Source organism: Suilimivivens sp., assembly GCF_037359455.1.
GTDB classification, from domain to species: domain Bacteria; phylum Bacillota; class Clostridia; order Lachnospirales; family Lachnospiraceae; genus Suilimivivens; species Suilimivivens aceti.
On record NZ_JAXXXI010000042.1, the window covers coordinates 37322 to 59652 of the forward strand.

Here is a 22331-nt window from a genome sequence, read left to right on the forward strand (position 1 = left end):
CCTCCTGCATCTGTTTCTTTTTGTTGATATTCACTCTTGTCCGTACAAAATCCCGGTGCTACAATAATCGCTGGTGTACCGGGAGCTCCTGGGCGCCATACCAATCTATCATGAAGAAAAAAGGAGTTTTATCCCGTGAAGTACTTAAAACAGTTCGTTATTATCCTGCTGGTATCCTTCCTTGGTGAGATCCTGCATTATCTGATCCCGCTGCCGGTTCCTGCAAGCATTTATGGAATCCTACTGATGCTGCTCTGTCTGCATTTCAGGGTGTTCGCCGCAGAAGAAGTAAGAGAAACTGGCATCTTCCTGATCGAGATCATGCCTGTCATGTTCATTCCTGCTGCCGTTGGTCTGATGGAGTCCTGGTCAGTCATAAAACCGTCACTCCTTCCGTACATAATCGTGATCATCGTGTCTACCATTATTGTAATGGCGGTTTCCGGCCTTGTCACGCAAAAGATCATTAATAATTCTAAAAAAAGCATAAAGAAAGGAGATTCCAACTCATGAGTACATTCATTGAAACCTCCGTCTTTTTTGGTGTTGTGGTAAGCCTTCTTGCTTACGGCATTGGTATGCTTTTAAAGCAGCGCTTTCATCTCGGTGTTTTCAACCCTCTGCTGATCTCCATCGTGATCACTATTGGTGTACTGCTGCTGTGTCATATTGATTATAACACCTACAATGAAGGTGCCAAATATCTGAGCTACCTGCTGACACCGGCTACTGTTGCTCTGGCAATTCCCCTGTATGATCAGCTTGCTGTGCTGAAAAAGAACTGGAAGGCTATCTTGGCCGGTATTGCCTCCGGTGTACTTACAAGCCTTCTCTGTGTCCTTGCACTGGTTCTGCTCTTTGGGCTTTCCCATGAGGAATATGTAACCCTGCTTCCCAAGTCCATCACTACCGCCATCGGTATCGGCATATCAGAAGAGCTGGGCGGTTACGTTTCTATCACTGCCGCTGTCATCATCATCACCGGTGTCCTTGGTAATGTGATCGGAGAAACCATCTTAAAAATCTTCCGTATCACAGAACCCGTGGCAAAGGGTGTGGCACTTGGCAGCGCCTCTCACGCCATCGGCACAGCCAAGGCAATGGAGCTTGGCGAGGTAGAGGGTGCCATCAGCAGTCTTTCAATCGTAGTCTCCGGTATCATGACTGTGATCGGTGCCTCCCTGTTTGCAGGCATCATTTAAAGCACCGGATACTGTCCTGAAGCTGTTCCACTACTCCTGACATATCTTCAATGGAAGAAGAGATATCCTTCATTTCTTCTTCCATTCCGTGATTATTTTCCCAAACCACAGAAAGCATTCCGTTACTGTCATTTACGGTCTTTTCTATACTGTCATTTGCTGTATTGACATGCTGCAGACTTTCCTGTATCCTGCCGATCTGCTCTTTTACATCTGACATCATTTCATCTACATGATCTGCCGCTTCATGATAATTTTTCCCTGTATCCTCCAGTGTATCATAATCAGCAAGCACCTTTGTATTGACAAAGTTAAGCAGCCTTGTCGCATTATCGGAAAGCTCCTGTACACTCTCTACTACCCTGTCGCTGATCTCCTTGATATGGTTTGCCGATTCTCTTGAACTGTCCGCCAGATTTCTGATCTCCTCTGCTACAACAGCAAATCCCTTTCCTGCCTCTCCAGCTCTTGCTGCCTCTATGGAGGCATTCAGTGCCAGCAGATTTGTTGTGCCGGCAATTCCGAGGATATCCCCTGTCAGCTTGGTTATCTTATGGATCTGCTGACTGCTTTCGATCGAGCTGTTCACCGCCGCATTGATCTCGGAAAGCATACTTGTGGCCTCCTTCTTGCTTGCCAGAGCCACCTCCTTCATTTCTCCTGCTTTTCCCTTAATACCAGCCGCATAGCTGCTGCCTTCTTCTGCAACCTGCTTCATTCCCTCCACAGTCTGTCCAAGAAGCAGCGTATCCTCCTTTACCTCCTGTACGGCTCCGGATACCTTTTCCATTCCTCCGGAAAGCCTTGTCAGATTCTGTGTCGTGTTCGCCGCACTTTCATTTACCTTTTCCACGCATGCGGAAATACCTGTCTGTGTCTCCTGCATCCTTCTGCATCCGTTTTGGAGTGCTTCGATAATTTCCTGCATCTGGGAAACCAGATCATTGATCGCCATGGAAAGTCTGCCAATTTCATCCCGTGACCTTACCCGGATCCGTCTGGTGATATCCCCTTCATTATTCCGGATCCCTTCCACCAGTTCATCTACCTGCTTTGTAGCGCCCTTTACAGGATTGATCACCCAGAGCTTGATCCCGATCATGATCAGCAGCATTGTCAGGGCAAGGATCAGTGACGCCACCGCAACAATTCCGGGTACACTTTCTGCCCTCTCTTCCATGCCCGCATGGGCAATATCCATCTGTGTCTCCGTGATCTCAAGCATTTCATCCATGCAGGCTTCTATACTCTCGTTAAACATCGGCAGATTGGAGGTAGCCGATACATATGCCTGCGTCTTGTTCGCTGCACTGGTTTCCAGCAGACTTTCTACTGTTCTCTTGTACTTCGCATACACATCGTACGCAGACTGGAACGCATCCCTTCTCTGGTCATTTTCAGAAAGACATTTTGAAAATGCATCCATCTGTGTATCCATCTGCTCCATTTCTGCCAGGATCTTTGTCTTCAGCTCCTCCATGGTCACATTATTGGTCGTCATGACGTGCGTCAGTACCTGCCCGTTAATATAGGTAAATTCTCTGGAAAGCTCAGATATCTGCTCCTGCTCTGTCACCTGCTTTGTTACGATCTCATTGCTGACATTAGTTATTGACTGCAGCTTATTTACCAGGATAAAAATACAGCCAAAGGCTGCAGCTGCAAACAGAAGAATCAGCAGCATGATCTTCATTTCCAGTCCGATCCCACGCTTTTTCCTCGTTTTTCGTATTTTCTTTTCCTTTTTTTCCCTTTTCCTCACAATTATTTCCTCCTGTAAATATGCGCAATATCGCTGCCGTATTCATATCCAAAAAGGGCCATAAAGTGCATATGCACCCGGCCCTCTTTGATTAGATATGCAGAAATTAATTTTTGGCAATTAATTTTCCACCACGTTTGGATACTACATCGAAGATAACTGCTGCCAGAAGTACAAGCCCCTTTACTACCTTCTGCATATTCTGGTCTACACCCATCAGGGACATACCAAGGTTGATCACACCCATCAGCACCGCACCAACAATAACACCGGGAACTGTTCCTGTTCCGCCATATGCAGAGGCACCGCCGATAAAGCAGGAGCCGATTGCATCCATTTCATAGTTCTGTCCATAAGTGGGCTGTGCGGATGTCATACGTGCGATTGTTACCATTCCGGCAAGAGCTGCTAAAAAGCCCATGTTCATGTATGCCAGGAAATAAACCTTATTTGTATTGATACCAGAAAGCTTTGTCGCCTTCTCATTTCCTCCTACTGCATAGAAGTAACGTCCCACTGTTGTATTGGAGGTAATATAACCATACACCATGATAACGATCAGTACCCAGATCAGGACGCTCGGAATACCCTTATGCTGTGCCAGTCTGTAGGTAAAGGCGAGAATGACAGCTGTGATAATCACCATTTTCACGATAGCAGAAGTAAGACTCTCTACCTCATAACCCTTCTTTACCTTATCCATTCTTCCCTTGATCTGGATAAAAATGTAGATCGCTGCTGCCAGAACACCGGCAAAGATACAGGTCATATTCAGGGAACCACTTCCGAAGAAATCCGGTATGTAGCAGTCAGCACCGCCGCCAAACAGATTTACAAAGGTTGTACAGTCCTTAATGGATACTGTCATACCATCCAGTACAACATTGCTTAGGCCACGGAAGGCAAGCATGCCGGCCAGTGTTACAATAAAGGGAGGGATCCTGACATAGGCGATCCAGAAGCCCTGGAATGCACCGATCAGTGTTCCTACAACAAACATGATCAGGATAGCCAGCCACATGTTCATCTTCATGTTTACCATCAGCATGGCACCGATCGCACCGACGAAGCAGACAACGGAACCAACAGAAAGATCAATGTTGCCGCCTGTCAGGATACAGAGCAGCATACCGGTTGCCAGGATAAATACATAGGCATTCTGGGAGATCAGACTGCTGACATTCATAGGCAGCAGAATTGCTCCTCCTGTTCTCCAGGCAAAGAATGCTGTTACTATGATCAGTACGATTATCATTGTATATTTTTTAACAAAATCCACAGATTTTATTTTACTCATGCTGTTTGCTCCTTTCCTGCTGTGCCAAGAATATGAGACATGATCAGTTCCTGTGTTGCCTCACTTCCTGCCAGCTCTCCAACCATTTTCCCTTCGTTCATAATATAGATCCTGTCGCACATGCCCAGAATCTCCGGAAGCTCTGAAGAAATCATAATGACGGATTTTCCTTCTGCCACCAGATGATTGATGATGCAATAGATCTCATATTTTGCACCAACGTCAATTCCTCTTGTCGGTTCATCCAGTATCAGAATATCAGGATCTGCAAACATCCATTTTGCAAGAAGTACTTTCTGCTGATTGCCACCGCTCAGGTTTCCAACATTCTGTTCTACCGTCGGACATTTTGTTTTCAGTTTTTCTTTGTAGTCAACTGCCACATTATATTCTTTATCCTTATCGATCACAGTATGGCTGCTGACTGCATCCAGATTGGAAAGTGTGGTATTGATCTTGATCGGGTTGCTCAGGATCAGACCATTTCCCTTTCTGTCCTCCGTAACATAGGCAAGCTTGTTCTTGATCGCTTCCTGTACGTTGTTCAGATGGACTTCCTTTCCATTGATATATAATTCTCCACTGATGTTATCTCCATAGCTCTTTCCAAACAGACTCATGGCAAGCTCTGTTCTTCCTGCGCCCATCAGTCCTGAGATTCCTACAACCTCTCCCCTTCTCACATTGAGGCTGACATCATCCACCACCTTCCGTTCTGAATACAGCGGATGATATACATTCCAGTGCTTTACCTCCATCCGGATATCACCAATATGTGGCTCTCTCTTCGGGAAACGGTCGGAGATCTCACGTCCTACCATTCCCTTAATGATCCGTCCCTCTGAGATCTCATCCACCTTCTTATCCAGTGTTTCTATCGTAGAACCGTCCCGGATCACTGTGATCTTGTCAGCCACATAAGAAACCTCATTCAGCTTATGGGAAATGATGATGGATGTCATTCCCTGCTCCTTCAGCTGAAGCATCAGATCCAGAAGTGCTTTGGAATCTGTCTCATTTAAAGATGCAGTAGGCTCATCCAGAATCAGCAGCTTTGCATTCTTGGCCAGTGCCTTTGCGATTTCTACCAGCTGCTGCTTTCCTACTCCGATATCCTTGATCAATGTCTGCGGACCTTCATGGAGTCCTACCGTCTTAAGCAGTTCTGCCGCCCGTGCATTGGTCTCGTTCCAGTTAATTTTATATTTATGTCCCCGTTCATTTCCGAGGAACATATTTTCCCCAATTGTCATATAAGGAATCAGGGCCAGCTCCTGATGGATAATAACGATCCCCTTTTCCTCACTGTCCTTAATGGTATTGAATTTACAGACCTCACCATCGTAAATAATATCCCCTTCATAGGTTCCATAAGGGTATATTCCACTCAGTACATTCATAAGTGTGGATTTTCCAGCACCATTTTCTCCTACAAGTGCGTGGATTTCACCTTCCTCCACTTGCAGATTTACATTGTCAAGCGCCTTTACGCCAGGGAATGTCTTGGTAATATTTTTCATTTCCAGTAATATTTTTGCCAACTGTATCCCTCCCAAGTCTTACTGTTTCCGCATGATCTAATCAATTTATAAAATTATTTATAGAATTAAAATACCTTCTCCGGGGAATCTGCCTCCGGCAGCTCCCTTCATTCTCCGATATAAAACTGGCAGGCGGGCAAGAACCCACCTGCCATAATCATCCTGCCAATTATTTTACTGTAAATCAGCTTCTGTATAGTATCCGGAATCAACAAGCAGCTCCTTGTAGTTGCTTGCATCTGCGAATACGGGCTCGCACAGGTAAGAAGGAATCACACCAGTACCGTTATCATAGGTCTCTGTATCGTTAACAGGTGCCTCTCCGCCCTTCATAACTGCATCTACCATTTCTACTACCTTGGATGCCAGTGTACGTGTATCCTTGAAGATAGACATAGACTGTTTGCCGGCGATCATATTCTTTACATTTGCGATATCACAGTCCTGACCGGTAATGATCGGCCACTCACCTGTGTAGTTTGCTTCCAGTGAGTTGGTAACACCAAGTGCTGTAGAGTCATTGGAGCAGAGAACTGCATCAAGCTTGGTTCCATCTGCATAGTTTGCAGAAATGATAGCATCCATTCTGGACTGTGCTGTTTCTGTTGACCAGTTTGCTGTTGCAACTGTTTCGAAATCTGTCTGACCAGACTTAACAACAAGCTTGCCTGCATCGATGTAGGGCTGAAGCACATCCATAGCACCACCGAAGAAGAATCTTGCATTGTTATCACCAGGATCACCTGTTACAAGCTCAATATTGAAGGGTCCGTCTGCATTGTCAAGATCAAGCTTTTCCTTGATGTATTCACCCTGCTTGGTTCCTACCATGTAGTTATCAAATGTAGCATAATATGTAACAGCATCAGAGTTCATGATCAGACGGTCATAAGCGATAACCGGAATATTCTTTTCCTTTGCCTGCTCAAGAACGGTTCCAAGGGAATCACCATCGATAGAAGCGATTACCAGAAGCTCACAGCCTGAGTTGATCATGTTCTCGATCTGAGATACCTGGGTCGGAATATCATTTGATGCATACTGGAGATCTACCTCATATCCGGCTTCCTTCAGCTGGGCTTCCATATTGGAGCCATCCTGATTCCATCTCTGAAGATCCTTGGTAGGCATTGCCACACCAACTTTTCCGCCGCCGGCTGCTGTGTCTGCTGCTGTGTCTGCTGCCGCATCAGTGGTCTCAGATGATGCATCCTCTGCCGGTGCTGTCTCCTGCGTATCTGTGCTTGTACTCGTACTTTCTGCTGCCCCCTGTGATGATCCGCATCCTACCAGCATGGAAGCTACCATTGCTGTGGTAAGAAGTACGCTCAGTAATTTTTTCTTCATAGAAATTTTACCTCCCTATTACTTTGTAGATTTTGTTTACAGTAGGATCATACCATAGAAGAAGCAGGACAAAATTATGACTTTCTGTATTTTTTTGATTCCCTCATGGTGTCAAAAAGGACTGTGCTAGCATTTTTTTGTGCTCGTCACAGTCCTTTTCCAAATTTAATCCTGTTCTGTTTTTATCGTCGCAGCATATCATCCCGCTTATTCCGGCATTTTCCCCGGTACATTTAAATAAACATCCTCCTTCAGATGAAAGCCGCTCCCTATGATCACCTCATTCATATTGTCCTCATTCACACTGATCGGCTCCAGTCCGATATAGGGGATCTCATAGGTTCCGTCATTCATTGACACGGTTCCCTCCAGTTCTTCTCCTTTTGCCAGCTTCACTGCACATTCTGCAGCCTTCTGGGCAAGCTTTTCTACCGGCTTGTATACTGTCATGACCTGGGTTCCCTCCACTATACGCTGACAGGCCTCCAGATCCGCATCCTGTCCTACCACAAGAATGTCTCCTGCCATCCGTTTTTCCTTAAGATTATGTACTACCTTGCTTGCCAGGTCATCATTACCGCACATAATGGCATCTGTTTCCGTCACAAGCCCCATATGATCATCCAGGTATGCTGATGCAAGCTCTGCCTTCCACCCTTCTGCGTGCATGGAGTCCAGAATCGTCACATTGTGTGCCCCCATGACCTTCCGGAAGCCATCTTCTACAAGGGGTACATTACTATCCGTTGCTGATCCGCCAAGCATCAGTACCTTGCCGCCATCGATTCCCTTTTCCACAAGAGCTTCTCCCATCATGTTACCGACCATCTCATTATCAAATGAAATATACAGATCCACATCTGCATTCCGGATCAGTCTGTCATAGGCGATCACCTTGATGCCGGCATCCTTCGCCTTCTTTACGCAGTCGCTCTGCGTATTGGAATCAATACAGATGATCGCGATCACATCCATTCCCTTATCAATAAAGTAATCGATCTGTTTTCTCTGCTGTTCAATATCTCCATTGGCATTCTGGACATTTACCTCCGCTCCAAGCTCCTTGGCCATAGATACGAAAATATCCCTGTCTCTCTGCCATCTTTCAATCACGAAGGAATCAAAGCACAATCCTATCTGTATCTTGTCCTCCTTATCCTTTTCTCCCTCCGTCATTTCCTTTTCCATACTGCCACAGCCTGCCATAGTGATCAGCAGTATGAGCATCAAAAGAAAGCTGCCGATATGCTTTTTCATCCTACGGTATCCCCCTTATTTTCCTTATATTCTGTTGGTGTTACCCCTATATTTTTCTTAAAAATCCTGCTGAAATAATTAGGATCAGCATAGCCCACCATAGAACAGATCTCCTTCATGGAGCTATCTGTCGTGAGTAAAAGCTCCTTAGCCTTATCCATTCTCAGATTAGTCAGATATTCAATAAAATTCTGCTCTGTACTGTCCTTAAAAAGCTTGCTGAAATAATAAGGACTGATATTTACCTCCCTTGATACCTCATCAAGGGAGATATCCCTGTTGTAGTTCTCCCTGATATAACGCATAGCCTCTTCGATCACACTTCCGGATTTCTCTGACCGTTTACTCTGGATATTTCTGCAGGCCTCTGCTATCTTATCCGTAAACCAGAGCCGCAGTCTCTCCGGATCCTCTATGCTCATGATTCCCGGCAGATAATCACTTCTGATATTCAGCTGATAGGTCATACCTCCCTTTTCATAGGCAATGTGTTCTGACCACAATACAAATTCCAGTACCTTCAACCGGATATCCATAAGCCCTGACCCACTTTCCATCATCCAGTCAAAGAAGCTCTTGGCAGAAGCTGTTGCATTATTTATTTCACCATTCTCAATTTCTTCAAATAATCTCTTCTCCAGCTTAATAGGATAATCCCCGGCATACTCACAGCGTATGGGGAGATCATCCACATGGGCAACACTCCCTGTTGATTCCACCAGCACCCGTAGTGCCTGCGTATAGGAATCTGCCATATCCCGCATTTCACCTACACTTCCAAACCCGATCCTGAAGCTGATATCTGTCCGTTTTCTCAGATACCGCACTGCTTCCCTTGCCTTTTCGATCAGCTCGATACGCTCATTATAATCCATGGCTTCCTTTTCATAGGGCACCAGGACTGCCAGCTTATTGGCCATTACCGATCCTACATAGCAGTTAAAGTATTCCTTCAGGATCGTGCGTACCTCCTGATAATGATTCTGCATCCTGACACTGCTTCCTACCGCATTGGTCATATGATTCCCCTGCTGCTCATCCCCGCATACAACTGCCACCATGTAGGCATATCCGCTGTCTATCCCAAGCAGCGTCTTATAATTCTCTATATCCTCTTCAAAATGCTCCTGCAGAAGGATATTGGATATCAGCCCGCTCTCAATGATAGGAACTACCGTTTCCAGCTTTTCCTTGACCAGCAGCTCCCTTTTCCGCTTTTCCTTTTCCCTGTCAATGATCCCCATAGCTTTTTTCAGGATAGCCAGGATCCGCTTTCTCTCCATGGGCTTCGTAATATATTCAAGAACACCAAGTGAAATGGCCTCCTGTGCATAGTCGAACTTATCGTAGGCCGACATCACGATAAACACTGTACTGCTGTTTGACTTCTTGATTTCCTTTATTGCGTCAATTCCATTGATACCAGGCATCTGGATATCCATGACCGCAATATCCGGCCGGAAGCTTTCCGCCAGCTCAATTACACTTCTTCCTGTTTTGGCATACTGGATCTCACAGAGATCCCCAAATTCTTTTTCAATAATAAATTTCAGTGAATCGATCACAATCCCTTCATCATCAGCCAGCATGATCCTGTACATGATAAGGCTCCCCCTCTTCCTTTTTCTTCAGGTATATAACAAACTCCGTCCCATGATTTTCTCCGTCACTGTATATACTCATCACATCATCCATTTCTGAATATAGCTTAAGTCTTGCGATAACGTTATCCATACCGATTCCATTGGAACCTCCCACATGTTTTTCCTCCCGGTAAGTACCATTCAGAATCTTCTCTATCTTTTCCGGACTGATCCCCTTTCCATTATCCCGCACACTAATACAGACAACATCCTCTTCCTGATAAACCTTCAGCCAGATCTTCCCTTTGCCTTCCATCTCCCGTATTCCATGGTTGACGCAGTTTTCTACGACAGGCTGCAGGATCATTCCCGGCATCTGTATGGAAAGCAGGCTTTCCTCTATCTTCTTTTCATAATGGATCTCTCCCGAAAATCTAACGTTCAATATATAAATATAGTTGTCTACAAGTTCAATTTCCTCTCTTACAGTAACCGTTTCATTTCCCTTTTTTACATTATATCTGAAAAACTCTGCTACATTCTGGACATAATCGTAGGTGCGGTCTGCTCCTTCCATCATGGCAAGCTGGGCACCCGCATTCAGGGTATTGAACAGAAAATGCGGATTGATCTGTGCCTGCAGATATTTCAGCTGCGCATCCTTCAGATGTGCTTCCATCATCAGCTCCTTTTCCTTCAGTGACTGCTGGATCTCCATACTCTGCCTCAGTCTCTCAATATACTGTCTGATGCTGACCACCATCTGGTTAAAGGCCTTGGTCACGATACCGATCTCGTCTTCAGCCGCAACCGGTATCAGTTCCACGTCAAAATTTCCCCTGGCAACCTCGTCGGCCGATGTTGCCAAGCCTTTGAGCGGCCTGATCATGCCACCGGTAAACCGGATGATCAATACCACATTTCCCACGATCACAACAGTCAGCACCAGGATGCTGATCGTTTCAAAACGTCTGAACGCGTCAGACAGCCTGCTGTAATTCTCTGAGTTATTCCGAAACCGCTCATTGTTCAGACTGTTGATATAGGTATCAATATAGCCATACATCTGCGTGGCATTCTCATAACGCACCCTGTACTTCTCCACATTCCGTCCACGTTTAGCCTCGATCGTCTGCCCTACCACATCCAGATATTCCTGGGACATATACCGGATACTCCGTTCCATCCTCAGAAAAGCAGTACCAGCGATCTCATCATTCAGCTCTTCCACCATTTCAGTATAGGTCTGTTCATTCCGGTAAAACTCCTCCAGGGAATCACTGGTCTTGGCATTCAGATAATCGGTCATACTATCCTGCACTGACGTCAGTGCATCCGACAGCTCGTTCAAGTGCATATTGTCTTCATAAACCATATCTATTTCCCGGGACATACTGTTGATTCCGGTAAATAAAAGCAGGGTAACCAGAAATACCAGCATATTGGCCAGAATAAAAACACAGCTCATCTTCTCCTGAAGTGACAGCTTTTTCGGATTAATTTTCATCTTCATCACCGCCCTCCAGATACTGTTCCACATTACTTTTATCGATCAAAGTGACATCTGCCGTAAAATACTGACTGGTGTTTCCCAGCAAATAATATTCAGTCAGTGCATCTACACAAAATCCACCCATCTGCTCCGTATCTATGGAAATCGTTGCATTGACGACATTCCTGTCAATGGCATTGATAATAGTATCCGAATCATAATACCCCAAAATGGAAATCTGTCCAACCCGATTATAATCAACCACCGCCTGATAAACACAGGTAGTATTCAGCTCATTCAGACAGATGATGATATCCGGCAGCCTCTCTTCCATAAAAATATCCCGGATAGACTCCTCTACAGAAAAGGTATTGGTATCATCTACTGTGATATAGGAAACTGAGAACTTTGTTTCTCCCGTCTTTTCCTGTTCTATGGCATCCTGGATGCCAGAATAGATAATATTTTGTCCAGAATTCATCGTAAAGGCATTCGTAAGGACAGCTACCTGTATTTCTCCCTTTTCTTCGGATTTCTCCTTCTTCTGTTCCTCTGCAATCTTCAGCACCTGTCTGCCATATTCCCTGCCAAGATTATAGCTTCCTACACCAACAAAGCTGCACCGTTTACTGTGGGTATTGTCACCATACAGCGTTACAACAGGAATATCCCTGTCTACAGCTTCATCGATCAGCTCTGTCAGCTCCCCACTTTCATCCGATTCCACAAAAATACCATCCACGCCTGAAGAAATCGCGATCCGCATCAGATCCTCTCTGGAATAATCCTCTGACAGATTTTCTCCAAGAAGATCTACATAGGCATTTTCTTCCAGTCCCCTCTGATAAGCACCCTGATAAACAGACTGCCAGAAAGAGGATTTCCTGTCCTTGGTGATCATCACGTAATACTTATCATAGCTGTCTGCATCTGCCACCTCACGAAAACCCCTGATATATGATAAAAACAAAAACATACATATACAAACTGCTATCACACATAAAAGAATCAGGATCCCACTGATCCAGACAGTCCGTTTTACATTTTTCTCCTTCATTCCCCGTTCCTCATTTATCTTCTATTCCCTGTAAATATATTCTCATATTGGCATTTTAACTTCATTGTTCCAGCAGCACAATCAGTTCGTTTTTATAATTATAACAGATTATCTGGTTTTCTGTTAGTTCTTCACTCTTAATTTATAAAGTACCCTCGTATACCACCAATTTCTTAAATTTAAACACGTATGTTTTTACGAAAATTTAATATTTATATATTGTTTCTCTTTATTGACTGTACACATGTTTTCCATTTATACTTTTATTATGAGATGCTACCATAACGGTAGGCGGTTAGTCCTTCTTCAGGGGGACTGTGACCCTCTGTTGCTTATAGAAATCCACGGTATTTATGCTTTGGAAATTTGTACGAAAGAGGGATGATTGCCATGATAACAACAGAAGGTTTTATTGCAGTAATAAGTCTCGTGCTTACTGCTTTTGGACTTGGCTATGCCATCGGAAGTAATAATTCACAAAAATAATCGCCTCGGTCTGGACAACTAGGCGATTATTTTTCATCAAATATTGTCTGGGCTAACCGTCTATCGGTAGCACCTCTTTATGTCTTCATTATAGCAAAACTTTTATTTTTGTCAAATTGGATTTTCCCCGTCTTACCGCTTTTCCATTAATATTATGATCAGGATATTCCATCATTTTCCAGTCTAAAGACCAGTCACCTGTAACCATAGTAAATAAAGCGGGAATTTATTGCCTGGCTGATCCCCTATCCCCTAATTTTTAATCTGTCTCCCCTCATGGTTCATATGATACTGATCCCGATAGATCAGTTCTGACAGCGGCACAAAGGTATACCCCTTTTCCTGCAGCGTCGTGATCAGGGTATCCAGTGCATCTGCTGTGTATTTTGCTCCATTATGTGCCTGTAAGTTAGTATATTATCCTACCTAGTTAGCAACCACCACTTCAAGTGGTGGTTTATTTTTGCCCCTCCTAAGGGGCACTGTTACTGCTCGCCCCGAAGGGCGGTATCGCAAGCACTATTACTGGTCCGCTATAAAGCGGTACTTCTCGAATCTTCTTTTCGAGATTCTTCTGCTTGCTCTTTTATATACTTTTGAACTGCTTCATCTGTTATATTACCAATTGTTTCGACATAATATCCTCTTGCCCAAAAGGCTTTATCCCATTTACTCTGCAGTTCTGGATGTCTATCATAAACCATAAGTGTACTTTTCCCTTTTAAATATCCCATAAAATCTGAAATACTTATTTTCGGTGGTATTGCTACACTTAAATGCACATGGTCTATGCAAACTGCTCCAGCTATTATTTCCACATCCTTGTACTTACATAATGTATTGATGATTTCTCGCACATCCTCTCTTACTTTTCCGTACAATACTTTCTTTCTATACTTTGGAATGAATACAATGTGGTATTGGCATTTCCATCTCGTGTGTGATATGCTTCTATTGTCCATTTGGACCACCTCCTGTGATTGAGTTTGGCTTGCGACACCATTCTCAATATATCACAGGAGGTTTTGTATTGATATCCTCACCGTTTCCAACTATTCCATTCTCCCCAGCATAGCTGGGGGATTAGGATTTTCATTAATTCAGCCCAAGTTCTCACGCCAACGACTCCATCTACTACCAGACCACGGTCTGCCTGGAAAGTCCTGACAGTTTCATCAGTCTTGGATCCGAAGATTCCATCCGTGGCAAGATGATATCCTTTGTCCTTAAGCTTCTGCTGCAGGATCCTTACATCAGCGCTACGGCTTCCTTTTCTCAAAACGGGATATGTTGTGGTAACCTCGCCATAATACAGGTCCATATCCACATTCCCGGTGATTCCCGGAACCACCCCGGTGCTGCTGTACTGCCATCCCCACAGGGCATGACGGATAGCCGGCTTCTTACTTGCAGGCGGATCATAGGATACCGCCACGCTGGCATTGGAAGGATATCTTGCAATCCAGAATTTGCATTTCAGCTCCGAAGCATACGGCTTCAGATAGGTATTGTAGAAATACAACCCTGTGTATACTCCGAACTCATAGCCAGCATCCTCAATGATCTTCTGATATGCCTTGATGATATCAATCAGCTTATGCCCTATCCCCTGCTGGCATTTATCCTCAACATCAAGCCACACACGGCAATGTAGCTTTTTCCCTGCCAGAACCTGCAATACCTTCCTTGCTGCATTCTGTGCCATATCCACCGTTGTAGCGTAAGAATAATTGTATACTCCTATGGAAAGCCCTTTGGCAGATGCTCCGGCATAATTTTGGCTGAATGAGTCTTCCTCCCGGCACTGCTTGTTAATTACCTTCAGAATGACAAATTCGATACCAGCGGTCTTTACCTTGCCCCAGTCGATCATGCCATTCCACTTGGCAACATCTATACCTTTTACCATTTTCCTACCTCCATGCTCCGGCCTGCATGGCATATTGCCACACAAGCCAGTAAGAATAACGTTATCATTCTTCTACCTCAGGGATTCCTGCCACGGAAGTAAGCATGGACAATACCCCAGAGAGGATTGCTGTGCTTCCAACCATCAACCAATTTACCTCTCCCATTGTAGCAGCTACCCCAATAGATGCTACTGCCGCCTGCGCCATTGTTTTAACTGCCCTGATTCCTGCCGCCTTGATCCATTCCTTCCAATTTTGTTTCTTCAACATACCTTTTTCCTCCTTATAGAATATTAATAATTGCTGCTGCAACAGCCGCTACTACGGCTGTAATCGCTGATGAAAGTATAGCTGTCTGTACGGTTCCCCACTTCTTCCCTGGAACCGCCTCCAGCCCCTCTACTTTTTCTGTCAGGTTATCTACCTTCTCTCCTGTGTTCTTGCTTTCCTGTGCAAGTAACTGTACAGATCCCGAAAGGGTTCGAATCTCTTCAATCAAATTCTCTGCTTTTAACATCCGATGCTCCAGTGATCCGATCCGGTGCTTATGATCTGACAGTGCTTCTGCCAACTCAACCTCATTCATAGTGTTTCTCCTTTCCCCCATAAAGAATATCTTGGCTTTTGTCTCTCCTGCATCCCTGGAAGGATACCCTTAAGCAGTGCATAGGCTATATATCTGATCCAATCGTCAAGGATTATGCCAACTGCTGACAGCAGGATCCAGAGAAAGAAAAATGGCAGGCATATCTGTCCGTACAGATTAAATGGCATATTGGAATAATCCCAGACATTCCATTTGAGTGCTATATTTAACAGGATCCCAGTAAAGAATTCCAACACAGTTATAATGACCGCACTCATGACGCATTGCTTCACCAATGACTCATTCCATTCAAAGTGATACTCATTGAGTAATCCCATGATTACAAAACAGATGCCACCTAAGATGAACATGGACCAGTGTGTCCTGCCTCTCCACAGGATCTCTATCCATGTGTAAAGTCTTCCTCCTATCAAAAAAAGGATAATTTCCATCATGCTGCTCCTTCCATCTATGCCAGATATTTTTTGTATACCTCATTCTGGTATTCTTCCGGGATTGTAGCCCCATATGAAATGCTATTCACCTCTTCTGTCGAGGAACACTCATCAATCCACTCACACAGATTATTCCTGTATGTGGTCTGAAAATTCACAAACAACAGTGCTTTACTTATGATCAACTGCATATCTTCCCTTGAATAGAGCTTGCATCGATTTTCTGAATCCTGATATGAGATTTCTTCTTCCGTACTTCCCTGGAGCTCCAGTTGCTTTCCAAAAAGGAACGTTACATCCTCATCTTTCAACGGGAAATGCTCTGTGCCTCCTGAAAGCTCGATATCAAATCCAGAAGTCTTGACAGCCTGATATGCACTCATAATCTCCTGCTTCTTATATTCCTTAACCTCTTCAAGGGTGGGAACATATGGCTCCGGATCCGGTTCAGGTTCAGGCTCCGGTGGTGCTACATACACTGATCCATCGTCTGAAAATTGTACGCCACCATCTATCTCCCTATAGATGGTGTTAAATCCGGAATAATCCCAGTTATCTTCCTTTCCTTCCCGGCTCAATATAAATCCCTTTGCTTTTGCTGGAAAATCTCCCAGAAGCTGTATTACATGATCTGATATTCTGCTGAAGGCTACAGTATATTCTGTCTTAAGGCCTTCATATTTCATTATGAGCATTTTGCTCTCCTTTCTCCGGGATCCCCCCGGTGCAAAATAGGAGCCCGCCGGTGCCGGCTGACTCCTATTAGTCCCTCATGCGACCCTCTTGCCGCATGGCAATTATTTATTTTTTTGTTTTTCCGTAAACAGTAGTTTAGTGGATGTTATACAAGAAGTAGAATTATGGTCTCAGAATTCCAGTTCGTTTGAGGCACAAACTATTACCATTAATAACTTATCTACATATAAACGAATAGGAATTTATTGGGCTGTTTATAGTACAAATTTCGCCACAATGTATACAGAAATTCCTATTTATTCATTTAATAGCGTCGGTTCGGTTCTTAGTTTCTATGGCGAAAACCATCATTGGAGGCATCTAAGAATAAATGAAAATGATATTGTTTTTAGTGATGGTAAAATTAATACTAGCACAGAAACAAGATCTGCTGTTCCTATGAAAATCATAGGTATTAAATAGTTAGTCAAATTATGATTGAACGAAATTTTATATAACACCTTCTGTATATATTAAATAGCCTTTTGTTTGACCTTTAGAAGTAAAAAAAGCTGGCAGAAATAATTTCAGTACATCACCACTTTTAACTTCAGCAATATCGCTACAACACATATTAGAATCGGTCAATATATTTTCTTGAATTACTTGATTAACATATAAACAAGCATAATAATCACTATAAATAAGCGAACTACCTCCTGTAATTGGAACGCAACACAATTGTACATAACCATCTTTTAGTACATCAACTGTTACATTACGAGCATTGTCAGAAGAGGTAATGTAAATGTTATATTTTGCTCCTGTTAGTTTTATCCTGTTGTTAAAAGGGAACACTGTATCAGCACCGCCGATCTTAGTTTTATATCCAGTAATCTTACCGGACTCGTCATACTCAAAGGTGGGTTGGTCAGTCAAACTACTGTATACTTCCTTAACTGCTTCTGCTCCGGCGATCATGTTCTCACTGGTATTTGCTTCGATTTCCTCCTTGGAATTCAGCACTTTCCCAAACAGTCTTCTCCATGCCCTTGATAAATTTTTTTTACTAACAAATCTTTTTTCACTAACAAATCCTTTTTCATTCATTATACTCCGCTCCCTTCTCTATTATGGGGTTGCCTCATCGACCTCTTCATCAGTCAGCTCTACTATATCATTGATCTGCTGCTGCAGGTTTGCAGCAACATCACCTGACAGCTGATTTTTCAGAGTATTAAGCCACTCATCAAATTCCACTTTTTTTTGTTCCATCCAAGATGCTGAATCTGACTGAAACTCTATATAGTAAGAATTCAGCTGCGCCATAAGCGTACTTGTGTCAAGCTTTGTAATAGCGGTCACATATCCACATCGGCTGCTGTCCTGTCTCGTATCGGTTATATTACTACCGCTTATACTAGTGCTATTTGCCGTTCTATATATATTGGCCAGACCTATTTCATAAATGGAATCCGTCTGAGTAAGAGCCGGTGCTACAGGAGCACTCGCTGCGGTACCTTCTATAACATCCAAATACATATTCCTATAATCAGTGTTATCATTCAGTCGGATAACCACCGTGTCGATTCTCGGTAGAGAATCATCAGCATCAGGCATAACTATGGCTGTGTCTACCTCTGTATACCCAGTAGCTCCTCGTACCAAAGCCACGCCAGGCTTCACAATAACACTTGCCGTCCCATCATCTGCGGCTGTTACCTGAAAACACGATGACCAATTTGTGGCAAACACCCCATCATTATAATAATTACTCAAACACTTTCTTAATACCGCTGCATCAACTGCCCGATCCAGTTGGGGCCACCCTTTTGCATCATATGTCAATTCTGATGTGAAAGGAAATGCTGTCAGTGCCTGCATATCGATTACCTCCTTGCCTTGTTGTATACAGTCGGAACCTTGTTACCAAACTGTAATGATATAGTGTGTTTATTTTCCTTAAAAACTTCTGTTACTTCTATGATCCGAACTGTGTATGACTCACCTATAGAATCGAGAACTACATCGCATTTATCTCCAAGGTCATAATCTTTCATATAAGTAAGCCCACGATCGATCGTATCAAAAGAAACGCTTGTTATGTCTGTATATTTGGCGAGCTCCTCTATTCCAGCCTGACAGAGTTGTTCTTTAAATTCATCTAAGGTTTGTTTTGTTTCGTCATAAGTCTGCCCTGTCTGATCAACATACAGTTTCTGAGCGTATACGTTCTTATTACTCCGAAGATCTACAATAACCTCAATCTGATTTCCTTCCTCATACCTGCCATTTCCAATCACCACCGCATAATTCTTAAAATTGGAATTGTCAATTATGATTTCTTCATTCTGCATATTTCTAAAGCCTTCTGAGAAAACAACAAAGCTGTTTACATCCTGGTCCTGTGTTCGATCTTTTCCTTGCCATACGACAGCACTCATGGAATTATTCACATAATCATAAAGGCACCGGATACTCAGTTCCTGGGTCTGCAGCAGTTCATAAATTACTGCGGCAAGTCCATCCCCCGTAGATTCTTTCGTTATACTGCTCCCAAGCAAAGGGTCATTGGCCTTCCCAAGCTGTAAAATTGGGATGTCTTCCTTATAGGTAGAGATGATCGTTCTGGCTACAGCTTCTATGTTTCCGGAGGCATTAAAACGGGGATATGTAATTTTGTCATTCAGCTTATATTCGTAAAAGTAACCGGACAGCTGCATAACCTTACCATCATAACCATCCGCATACTGCCTCTTTTGTATCAGTCCCACTTCTGGTCTGTCTTTCGTGAATAGATAGACTGCACTGCTGTCATATTCACTGGCCGGCAGCTGAACATTAAATTCTCCCGGTTCATAATATCTCCGGATCCATTGCAGATTAATAAAGCTTATGTACTTCACGATATTAAAATCTTTATCCATCAAAGCCAGATTCATGATTATACCCTCCCTTTATAGTCCGGTATACAATTTATTGAAATAAATAAATACGCTCATATTTGTGTCGCCGTCATCTGCTACAAACCCTATTTTAGAATCTCCAACAGGTAATGCCATATCTGTAAACGTACTGCTACGATCTATATGCTGAATCCAGTTCACACCGTTTTTATAAATTGTACATTTTTCACAATCTATGGAAAGAACGTCTCCTTTCACAAAATCTCCAAGTATACGGACATAGCTGCTATCTTTATATACCTTTGGATTGGACACATTCCCTTTAATATTTATAGTAATTCTAGGATATGTATCTGTTGCCCCATCGTTGGTAAGCACAACCTCCTGATTATAGTTAAAAATACTGGCATAAACAGGAATCAAAGGGTTTTTCACATCAATGAAAGGAAAACCAAATCCGGGACTCACACTGGCAATATCCTTTCCAAAATTATCAACCGATTTCAGCACCCCATCCCTGCAGTAAAATTTTACAATCATAGTCATGCACCGGTGGATATTCTCAGACGGACAGGAGAACCCCTGCAGCTCTCCCTCTGTCCATCTTGTCTGTCCCATATAGGTAATGTAAATGCTATAGCTATACTTAGGGTTAAAAAAATTAATAGCCGCAGCTCTTACCTGTTCATTACTCTTCGGATCTGTATTTTTACACTTAATCTGTATGTCCCGATCATCTATTCTTTTTCCGGAAAGCAAAGCGCCATCTCCCGCGCCATTCTTATCCGAATATACTGATATATTGGGAAAATCGATCCCCTCAAGCCCATTTGAAAGAATCTTCCATGTTCCCGTTCCAAGAATAAAAGACTGATCATCACTTCTTACGATTCGTATAAGTACCAATTTACTCATTTAATTCCCCCTGCAAGTCCAAAGGTCATCGTATTCTGAAATTTTCTTCTAATGGCATCCGGGCTTGTCTGCGTATCATAGAAATTAAATATCGGCTGATAGCTATTTCCTGCATAAAATCCGGTGCCAGTATTCATGCCAACGGTCGACAGTGACGCATTAACAGCATTTCCAAAAGACACACCATTTGTAAGACTATCTATCCCATCGTCAAAACCCTCTACGCACATTTCAGCCAACCACCGGAACTTCTTAGAGGGCGAATTGATACCAAGAGCGGCTTTTGCACTCTTAAACAGTCCATCTGCTAGCTCTCCCACTTTATCCGTCAGCCATGTCCACCCAGCGCTGATCCCATTCCAGATACCATCGACAATATTTTTTCCTATGTTGGAAGCCTCGCTGATTAAATTGGAAAGCATACCTGTCAATCCGTCTTTCAGTTTAACCATCAGATTCCGACCGGTAGTACTAAATTCTGTGGACATATCCATAAACCCACGTATTAATGAATTTATAATCTGCGGAACCGCCTTTACGAGTTCCACTATAATAGTAGGCAAATTTGCTATCAGAGCAAGGAACAGCTGTACACCTGCATCAATAAGAAATGGAAGCGAATCTATCAGAGCTGTCACTATACTATCGATCAGCATCGGTATGGCGGCAATGATCTCTGGTAATGCCTGTATGAGTCCTTCTACAATACCAAGGAAAATCTGGATTGCCGCCTGAATCAGCAACGGAAGATTTTCAATCAGTGTTGCGCAAATCTGCAATACTACATCAATAATCTGAGGTATTAAGGAAGGCAAGCTCTCGCCAATTCCATTGGCCAATGCAAGAATAATCTGCAATGCAGCGTCTAAAAGCTGGGGAAGGGCGGTCATAATTGTGCTTATGATCATAGGAATCACTTTAACCAGCGCTGTTAATACAGAAGGGAGCTGTGCTACAAGTGAAGTCAGCAGAGTTGTAACTCCTGTTAATAATGCGGGCAACAAGGTATTGAGTAATCCTGGCAGTGCCTTAACCATTCCATCAATCAACGCAACCGCGCCATCTATTAAAGCCGGCATTATTTGCTCCATCAGCGGAGGCAGCATATCACCTATATCCTGCATTAATTGCGGAAGTGCTTCTGCCAGTCTTGGTATTATCTCATTGAGATTTTTTACCACAACATTCAGATAAGTCTCTACCGATGATACCAGTTCATCGGTGCCTCCAGCACCACTCAGGAAATTGTTCCAAGCAGCTCTCATGGAATTTGCTGATCCTTCTATGGTAGTAGCTGCTTCTTTAGCTGTTGTCCCCGTAATTCCCAGTTCATCCTGAATAACATGGATTGCACTGTAAACATCCTTCAGACTGTCAATATTGTATTCAATACCGGATAATTCACTTGCATCCGCAAGAAGTCTTTCCATCTCTGACTTGGTACCACCATAACCAAGCTTCAGATTATCCAGCATGGTATAATTCTGCTTTGCGAATCCCTGATAAGCATTTTGGATGGCTTCCATAGAGGTTCCCATCTTGTTTGCATTATCAGACATGTCTATAACTGCCTGATTGCCGGCTTCTGCAGCTTCCTTTTCACTAGAAGTACTCTGCTTTAATGCAGCAGCGAAACCAGTAATGGTTTCCATATACTCGTTTGCTGACATACCAGCAGTAGCATAGGCATTGTTTGCGTTCTCAAGAGCAAGACTCTGCGCCTGCATCAAGGAATCAAACTCATCTGATACCTCTGACACACTTTTCCCCATGCTCTTGGCATACTCTTCTACGCTTTGTGCTCCACCGGCGCCAAATAAAGTTTCTATACCCCCAATGTTCTGTTCCAAAGAGGCAACA

Annotated in this window: 21 protein-coding genes and 1 pseudogene; 2 read left to right on the forward strand and 20 right to left on the reverse strand. The window is 43.4% G+C overall.

What is annotated here, in order from left to right:
* The first annotated feature begins 135 nt into the window (after nt 1–135).
* On the forward strand, nt 136–513 hold the full coding sequence (locus tag WJQ40_RS08135; protein WP_262572216.1) for a CidA/LrgA family protein: 378 nt from the start codon (nt 136–138) through the stop codon (nt 511–513).
* A complete protein-coding gene (locus tag WJQ40_RS08140; protein ID WP_118798376.1) occupies nt 510–1202 on the forward strand; it encodes an LrgB family protein in 693 nt (230 codons plus the stop codon). The genes WJQ40_RS08135 and WJQ40_RS08140 overlap by 4 nt, the downstream gene beginning before the upstream one ends.
* Here WJQ40_RS08140 and WJQ40_RS08145 read toward each other — a convergent pair.
* From WJQ40_RS08145 to WJQ40_RS08240, 20 genes and pseudogenes are all read right to left on the reverse strand, one after another.
* Complete coding sequence (locus WJQ40_RS08145; RefSeq protein ID WP_262572217.1) at nt 1195–2964, reverse strand: methyl-accepting chemotaxis protein; 1770 nt, start codon at nt 2962–2964, stop codon at nt 1195–1197. The genes WJQ40_RS08140 and WJQ40_RS08145 overlap by 8 nt on opposite strands.
* A 106-nt stretch (nt 2965–3070) precedes the next feature.
* A complete protein-coding gene (mmsB, locus tag WJQ40_RS08150) occupies nt 3071–4261 on the reverse strand; it encodes a multiple monosaccharide ABC transporter permease (protein WP_337405270.1) in 1191 nt (396 codons plus the stop codon).
* Complete coding sequence (gene mmsA / locus WJQ40_RS08155; protein ID WP_262572219.1) at nt 4258–5802, reverse strand: multiple monosaccharide ABC transporter ATP-binding protein; 1545 nt, start codon at nt 5800–5802, stop codon at nt 4258–4260. The genes mmsB and mmsA overlap by 4 nt, the downstream gene beginning before the upstream one ends.
* A gap of 174 nt (nt 5803–5976) precedes the next feature.
* Nucleotides 5977–7149 carry a multiple monosaccharide ABC transporter substrate-binding protein gene (chvE, locus tag WJQ40_RS08160; protein WP_337539168.1) on the reverse strand — a complete coding sequence of 391 codons (1173 nt, stop codon included), beginning with the start codon at nt 7147–7149 and terminating at the stop codon, nt 5977–5979.
* 207 nt (nt 7150–7356) lie between these two features.
* Complete coding sequence (locus tag WJQ40_RS08165; protein WP_118798371.1) at nt 7357–8406, reverse strand: substrate-binding domain-containing protein; 1050 nt, start codon at nt 8404–8406, stop codon at nt 7357–7359.
* Nucleotides 8403–10007: a helix-turn-helix domain-containing protein gene (locus WJQ40_RS08170; protein ID WP_337539170.1), complete on the reverse strand. Its 1605-nt coding sequence runs from the start codon at nt 10005–10007 to the stop codon at nt 8403–8405. The genes WJQ40_RS08165 and WJQ40_RS08170 overlap by 4 nt, the downstream gene beginning before the upstream one ends.
* The gene (locus WJQ40_RS08175; protein WP_337539171.1) at nt 9985–11502 is read right to left on the reverse strand and encodes a sensor histidine kinase; all 1518 of its coding nucleotides are present in this window, start codon (nt 11500–11502) and stop codon (nt 9985–9987) included. Before WJQ40_RS08175 ends, WJQ40_RS08170 begins: the two co-directional genes overlap by 23 nt.
* Entirely contained in the window at nt 11486–12538 is a 1053-nt protein-coding gene (locus tag WJQ40_RS08180) for a substrate-binding domain-containing protein (protein ID WP_337539172.1), read from the reverse strand. Before WJQ40_RS08180 ends, WJQ40_RS08175 begins: the two co-directional genes overlap by 17 nt.
* A gap of 738 nt (nt 12539–13276) precedes the next feature.
* Nucleotides 13277–13423 (reverse strand): annotated as a pseudogene (locus tag WJQ40_RS08185) (polysaccharide deacetylase family protein); the annotation flags it as partial.
* A gap of 134 nt (nt 13424–13557) precedes the next feature.
* Entirely contained in the window at nt 13558–13986 is a 429-nt protein-coding gene (gene tnpA / locus WJQ40_RS08190; protein ID WP_337539173.1) for an IS200/IS605 family transposase, read from the reverse strand.
* Nucleotides 13987–14063: 77 nt separating this feature from the next.
* Nucleotides 14064–14933 (reverse strand): GH25 family lysozyme, encoded by an 870-nt coding sequence (locus WJQ40_RS08195; RefSeq protein WP_337539175.1) that lies wholly within the window; start codon nt 14931–14933, stop codon nt 14064–14066.
* Between the two features lie 64 nt (nt 14934–14997).
* Nucleotides 14998–15204 (reverse strand): holin, encoded by a 207-nt coding sequence (locus WJQ40_RS08200; RefSeq protein WP_337539177.1) that lies wholly within the window; start codon nt 15202–15204, stop codon nt 14998–15000.
* 13 nt (nt 15205–15217) lie between these two features.
* Nucleotides 15218–15520 carry a hypothetical protein gene (locus WJQ40_RS08205; protein WP_337539179.1) on the reverse strand — a complete coding sequence of 101 codons (303 nt, stop codon included), beginning with the start codon at nt 15518–15520 and terminating at the stop codon, nt 15218–15220.
* Nucleotides 15517–15975, reverse strand: a complete 459-nt coding sequence (locus WJQ40_RS08210) for a hypothetical protein (protein WP_337539181.1) — start codon at nt 15973–15975, stop codon at nt 15517–15519. Before WJQ40_RS08210 ends, WJQ40_RS08205 begins: the two co-directional genes overlap by 4 nt.
* Nucleotides 15976–15989: 14 nt before the next feature.
* Nucleotides 15990–16670: a hypothetical protein gene (locus WJQ40_RS08215; protein WP_337539183.1), complete on the reverse strand. Its 681-nt coding sequence runs from the start codon at nt 16668–16670 to the stop codon at nt 15990–15992.
* A gap of 490 nt (nt 16671–17160) precedes the next feature.
* Entirely contained in the window at nt 17161–17760 is a 600-nt protein-coding gene (locus WJQ40_RS08220) for a hypothetical protein (protein WP_337539184.1), read from the reverse strand.
* A 21-nt stretch (nt 17761–17781) separates the two neighbouring features.
* Nucleotides 17782–18534 (reverse strand): hypothetical protein, encoded by a 753-nt coding sequence (locus WJQ40_RS08225; RefSeq protein ID WP_337539185.1) that lies wholly within the window; start codon nt 18532–18534, stop codon nt 17782–17784.
* A gap of 5 nt (nt 18535–18539) precedes the next feature.
* Complete coding sequence (locus WJQ40_RS08230; protein WP_337539186.1) at nt 18540–19592, reverse strand: siphovirus ReqiPepy6 Gp37-like family protein; 1053 nt, start codon at nt 19590–19592, stop codon at nt 18540–18542.
* 15 nt (nt 19593–19607) lie between these two features.
* Nucleotides 19608–20471 carry a hypothetical protein gene (locus tag WJQ40_RS08235; RefSeq protein WP_337539187.1) on the reverse strand — a complete coding sequence of 288 codons (864 nt, stop codon included), beginning with the start codon at nt 20469–20471 and terminating at the stop codon, nt 19608–19610.
* Nucleotides 20468–22243, reverse strand: a complete 1776-nt coding sequence (locus WJQ40_RS08240) for a hypothetical protein (protein ID WP_337539189.1) — start codon at nt 22241–22243, stop codon at nt 20468–20470. The genes WJQ40_RS08235 and WJQ40_RS08240 overlap by 4 nt, the downstream gene beginning before the upstream one ends.
* Between the last annotated feature and the right edge of the window lie 88 nt (nt 22244–22331).